The organism is Furfurilactobacillus siliginis (assembly GCF_001437435.1).
Classification (GTDB): domain Bacteria; phylum Bacillota; class Bacilli; order Lactobacillales; family Lactobacillaceae; genus Furfurilactobacillus; species Furfurilactobacillus siliginis.
This window is the reverse complement of the sequence record NZ_JQCB01000021.1, coordinates 12,716-18,400: the sequence shown is the minus strand read 5'-3', so window position 1 is coordinate 18,400 and position 5,685 is coordinate 12,716. Positions and strand designations below refer to the sequence as shown.

The window sequence follows — 5,685 nt, the reverse complement described above, 5'->3', positions numbered from 1 at the left end:
TCCGTACGGTCGTTCTAGGTCTTGCTCACGACTTCCCGACTTTTGTCCCACTCTCATCTATATCCTGTACGTTTTCTTTATATGATTACGCGTCGGTTTCAGCAGCTAATTCAGCAATTCCTTGTGCGTAAATTGCAGCCGCTCTGTATAAATCATCCACTGGAATAAATTCATTTGGTTGATGCATCGTATCCGGTGTTCCAGGGAACATGGCGCCGAAAGCAACGCCTCGTTTCATCAAACGCCCGTATGTCCCACCACCTACAACTTCTTCTTTAGCAGGTAAACCAGTTTGGTCATGGTAGACATTCAGCAACGTTTGTACCAATGGATCATCAGCAGGCACGTAATGTGGTACCATTGCCCGCCCTGCCGTGGCTGTTCCATGATTTTCTGCAGCTGCCTTAGCGACGGATTCAGTGATTACTTCAGCAGATGTGTTCTTAGGGAACCGGAAGTTCAATGTGACAGAACCGGCCTGGTCAGCAAACCGTAAGATCCCGATGTTTAAGGATAAAGCACCCATCACTTCATCCGTGATCTTTAGACCCAAGTGATCACCGACCGTATCATCATGCACATCGGCGGTAATAAAGTTAAGAAAGTCTGCCGCTACGCCACTGAAATCTTGGCTGGCTAAGAAAGCGCCTAGGTATGTGCCGGCGTTGATCCCATTTTCAGGCCAAGCACCATGAGATGCCTTTCCATCAACGTGTAGCTTAACACCATCACCATCGACGATGACTTCACCAGTCACCGGTGCAGCATCTAAAAAGGCGGTAAATGCGCTAACCAAGGCTTCGTTGTCGCTACTTGTAACCACAGCATCTGCTTCTGCAGGCACCATATTATCACGTTCACCGGAAACAAAGGAAACTAACGTGTTGTTAGCTTCTACGTCTTGTTGACCAGTAAAGTCAGCCGTCAGCGTAATATTACCCTTTTCACCGTTGATGATTGGAAATTCTGCATCAGGTGAAAAACCGAGTGTTGGTGCAGGTTCTACTTCAAAGTAACGATGCATCCCCGTCCAGTCAGACTCTTCATCCGTGCCGACAATAAACCGAATTTTACGGTTCAATGGTAAGCCCAGCTCCGAAACAATCTTAAGTCCGTAGTAAGCAGCCATTCCAGGTCCCTTGTCGTCCAAAGCACCACGCGCATATAACCGTCCATCCTTGATAGTTGGCGTAAATGGATCCGTGTCCCAACTATTACCAGCTGGCATCACATCAACATGAGCTAACACAGCCAGTGTTTCAGCCGCATCAGGGTCCCCGACTTCAACATAACCGACTACGTTATCAATGTTCTTTGTCCGAAAACCATCACGCTTAGCAATGGCTAAAAATGCTTCTAAGCCTGCTTTAGGTCCAGGGCCAAGTGGTGCATCATCAGTTGCTTTACTATCATCACGAACACTTGGAACAGCCAACATTGTCTGCAAGTCGGCCATCAAATCGTCTTTACGTTGTGCTACTTCTGCTTTCCAATCTGTCATTAACGTGTCTCCCCATTCAAAATAAGTTTGGTTTGTTAGCTATTAGTTTATCATATTCACAATGATGAAAGATAACTTAACCCTTGCGCACATGCTATACTTTGACTCAGGAGGATGCGCACATGTCAATACAACCAATTACTGAAGCAATGTTACGCAACGTTATTGCACCACGCCTAGCAGACAGTCATAAAGGGACTTACGGTCGACTAACCCTTATCGGCGGTAATGCTCAATTTGGCGGTGCCATCATCATGGCTACGACCGCGGGGATATACAGTGGTGCTGGCTTGACGACCACCATAACCGATCCAGCAAATGTCACAGCGTTGCATACACGGATGCCAGAAGCGATGGTTGTTGACTTCAATAATCAAGCCAAGCTGAAAGAATTAGTTCGCGGCGCAACAAGTATCGTTGTGGGCCCGGGACTTGGTAACGATGATCAAGGCTTGCGCATCTTAAAAGACGTTTTCGAAGTTGTTTCAGAAAAACAAGTTCTCATCATCGATGGCTCAGCTATCGATTTAGTCGCTACTCACAGTTTAATGTTACCGGCTGCTAAACTCATTTTCACGCCTCATGAAATGGAATGGCAGCGACTTTCCGGTATCCCAATTGCTGAACAAACAGTTGCTAACAATTTACAGGCCGCAGCTAAAATTGGTGGCATCATCGTCTTGAAGAAACACCATACGCAGATTGCAAGTGACGGACAACTATTTGAAAATCCTGGTGGTACACCTGCGATGGCAACTGGCGGTATGGGTGACACTTTAGCAGGCATGATTGGCGGATTTACCGCCCAGTTTGCTGATACACTTGGCGCTGTTTTGGCTGCCGTTTATATTCACAGTCAAATTGCCGATGATTTAGCTCACAACGCCTACGTTGTATTGCCAACCCAAATCAGTGAAGAAATTCCTTGGTACATGAAGCAATACTCACTTCCCAAAACTAATTAACAGCAAAAAAAATCGTTTAGCAGCCACATTAGCTGGCCACTAAACGATTTTTATTTTTCGATACCAGCCGTCTTTTGCAACTGTGTAATCTCAGTTTCCGATAATGCGCGATAATGTCCCGGCAATAGCGTGCCTAATATCAGCGGTCCAAAGGATACACGCTCTAGTTGGACAACTCGTTGCCCGAGACTGGCAATCATTCTTTTAACCTGGTGATACTTACCTTCAGTAATCGCTAAGGTAATCGTGGTTTGATCTAAAGCCACATCGTAATCACCTAATGTTAATTCTGCTGGGCGCACCACCGTACCATCCTTTAAGGTGATACCAGCGGCGACTGTTTCAACATCAGCAGTTTGCAAGTGACCTGTCACCTGTGCCTGGTACAACTTCGTCACATGATGTTTAGGGCTGGTAAGACGATGTCCTAAATCGCCATCATTTGTGATGAGTAGCGCCCCAGTGGTGTCTTTATCAAGACGCCCGACAGGAAATAGATCATCCCGATAGTCTGCTTGATTGAATAAACTAAACACAGTTGGTGTGTCCTTATCAGTTGTCGCCGTCACGACTGCCACAGGTTTATTCATCAAGAAGTACCAGTGCTGTTGCCAACCCACCAGCTGACCACCAACGGACACTTCATCCAAACCTGGATCGACAGGATGCCGCGCAATTTTGATACACTCGCCATTCACAGTCACGTGACCACCTTGAATCAAGTTGTGAGCCTGACTGCGTGTTGCCACTCGCATATCTTTTAAATATTTATCTAAGCGCATGGTTTTACCCACGTAGTCACCTCCTAACAATTATTTGATGTGTAGTCGTTGCCGTAAGCGGGCCATTTGTGGTCCTAAAACATCGTCTGCTAAACGAGACCGTAAGGCGAGGTAGGCATACGCCCCTCCGCCAAGAACAACGGCGACGATAACTTCTACAAAGGCCATCATTTTTAATTCTGGATTTAACAGGTGATCTAATCCCCACACAGATAAACGTGCAACGATAAACGTCACTAAGGAATACAAGATGATCTTGTTGACCTTGTGCAAGACGCCTTCGTAATCGATGGTGAAATGCTTATTTAAGTTGCGGAAGATTAAGAAACAAGAAACACCAAAGCCAATGGTTGTTGCTAACAAAGGCCCCAGTGGTTGTGCCAAAGCGACTAATGGCGCTTGGACAACTAGCTTAATTAAAATCCCAACGACCAGATACCAGATTACTTCACGGTTACGATCGACACCTTGCATCACCGTCGATAATACTGTGAATAAACCGAATAGAATTGATAAGTAGGCAGAAAATTCAAGAACCACTGACCCAGCTGCCGAATACCGGTAGAAGAATGTATACAGTGGTACGGAAATGGCCGCCATTCCCAACGCAGACGGTAACATAATGAAACTAAACAATTCCAGTGTGTAATTAATTTGCGCACTCGTACCTTTTGTATCTTTCTTGGTATGTGCTTCCGTTAATAACGGAATGGCAGTCGCTGCCAACGCAGAAGCCAATGAAACGGTAATCATGATAATCTTGTTGGCATTAAAATCAAAGTACGCATACAACGTATTTTGAACGGAATAACTTAAATTTGACGTAAACGCCATGATCCTAAAGAACGTCACTTGGTCAATCAACTGATAGATGGCAATCGCACTTGGCACGATGGTAAATGGAATCGCCTGCCAAATGATTTGCTTCAACAATTGTGGTGTCGACATAATGACGCCGTCTGCTGACTGACTAATCTTCCGTCTGAAGTAGCCACGGTAACGCCATAGTTGATAGGCCAGGATAATGATTCCTGCTAACGCACCAAGACCTGCGGCAAAGGTTGATTGAACCACCGCATGCGGCCAGTTTTTAGCTGGTGAAGTGCCGACGCGCATAATTAAGTACGCGGTCACTAGCATGTAAATAATCCGGACAAGTTGTTCAACAAACTGAGAAACCGCACTAGGTGCCATCATATGATATCCCTGGAACATACCGCGCATCATTGACAAAGTTGGAAATACAAACACAGCTAGCGTCAGTGAACGCAACACGGGAATAACATTTGGATCACCGGTCGTTAAAACGTTCAGTGGTGCCATTACCCAAAGTAGGATGGCCGCTACTAACCCAGTGATAAAGGATAAGACCAGGCCACGCTTGAACAAGCGAAATCCAACTGCATATTCATTCAGCGCATTATAATGAGCAATCAGTTTAGAAATAGCGGCCGGAATTCCGGCCGTTGAAATCATCAACACGATGGAATAGACATTGTACCCTTTTGAAAACAGCGCATTAGCCTGATTATAAAAGGTCCCAAACCAGATAACCCACGGAATAATGTATAACGCACCCAGAATCCGTGAGGTGATACTAGCCGCCGTCATCCAACTGGTCCCACGTAGTATCTGTTCTTGATCAGATACTTTAACGGATTCAAATCCAGGTTGTTCAACAATCTGACCAAGATCTTCGCTTTCAACGGTACTAGTACTATCATCAGCGTCTAGACTACCTGGCACAGTCGTAGCAGCAATAGTCGCCTCCAAGGGAACCGCCGTTGTTGTGCTGGTACTCGTTTGCGACGTTGACGTTGTTGCCGACTCACTGGTGGTTTCGCCTTCCACTGTACTTTCTGAGGTTATGCTAGTAGATTCCGTCTCACTGGCACTAGCTACTGTATCTTGTGCAGAGGTACTTGTAACAGATTCCGCCGTCTCGGCAGCGCTACTTTCAGCCGGTTCACTGATTTCAGTGCTTTGTGACTCGGTCGGTTCATCATTATTATTTTTATTTAAATGCAATTTTTCCATCAAAGCCGTACGACGTTGCCGGCGTCGATACTGCTTTCTCGTTGGAATTGGTGTTTCAGTTTGGTTGGTGGTATCTTCTTTTGCCATAAGTATCTCAATTCTATGTTAGTTTCAATGCGCACAACTCGCTTATCTTAAACTAAGAGTTTAGCGTGAAAAGTCGTTCACAGCCAGTGTTTCAGAGAAACTTTTAGTAAATTCCAAGTTTTAGCGTGAAATAGCTTACTTTTATACATAATAAAATCCTCATCGCGAAATGCGATGAGGATTTTTGCCTGTGAAAACGAACGTGCAGGCTTTGAATGACTGCGAGGTGTGTTCACTCTCTGCTTCTTAAACGAGGTCCCCAGCTCAGCCGCCTGCAATTGCTCGGCGCCTACCGAGCTGGCTCACTCTCTGC

4 protein-coding genes are annotated in these 5,685 nt (G+C 45.6%); 1 reads left to right on the top strand and 3 read right to left on the bottom strand.

Annotation, left to right across the window (positions count from 1 at the left end; all coding sequences use genetic code 11):
• Window positions 1–85: 85 nt before the first annotated feature.
• On the bottom strand, window positions 86–1,501 hold the full coding sequence (gene pepV, locus IV55_RS09590; RefSeq protein WP_057811652.1) for a dipeptidase PepV: 1,416 nt from the start codon (window positions 1,499–1,501) through the stop codon (window positions 86–88).
• A gap of 128 nt (window positions 1,502–1,629) precedes the next feature.
• On the opposite strand from pepV, the gene IV55_RS09585 reads away from it, so the two are divergent.
• Complete coding sequence (locus tag IV55_RS09585) at window positions 1,630–2,466, top strand: NAD(P)H-hydrate dehydratase (RefSeq protein ID WP_057811668.1); 837 nt, start codon at window positions 1,630–1,632, stop codon at window positions 2,464–2,466.
• A gap of 50 nt (window positions 2,467–2,516) precedes the next feature.
• Here IV55_RS09585 and IV55_RS09580 read toward each other — a convergent pair whose 3' ends face one another.
• Entirely contained in the window at window positions 2,517–3,248 is a 732-nt protein-coding gene (locus tag IV55_RS09580) for a pseudouridine synthase (protein ID WP_057811666.1), read from the bottom strand.
• A gap of 30 nt (window positions 3,249–3,278) precedes the next feature.
• Window positions 3,279–5,372, bottom strand: coding sequence for a putative polysaccharide biosynthesis protein (locus IV55_RS09575; protein WP_225425834.1), 2,094 nt, complete (start codon window positions 5,370–5,372; stop codon window positions 3,279–3,281).
• Between the last annotated feature and the right edge of the window lie 313 nt (window positions 5,373–5,685).

Excerpts from the sequence above, each read along its gene's own strand:
- pepV (WP_057811652.1), bottom strand. The coding sequence starts at position 1,501 with ATGACAGATTGGAAAGCAGAAGTAGCACAACGTAAAGACGATTTGATG.
- IV55_RS09580 (WP_057811666.1), bottom strand. The coding sequence starts at position 3,248 with ATGCGCTTAGATAAATATTTAAAAGATATGCGAGTGGCAACACGCAGT.
- IV55_RS09575 (WP_225425834.1), bottom strand. The coding sequence starts at position 5,372 with ATGGCAAAAGAAGATACCACCAACCAAACTGAAACACCAATTCCAACG.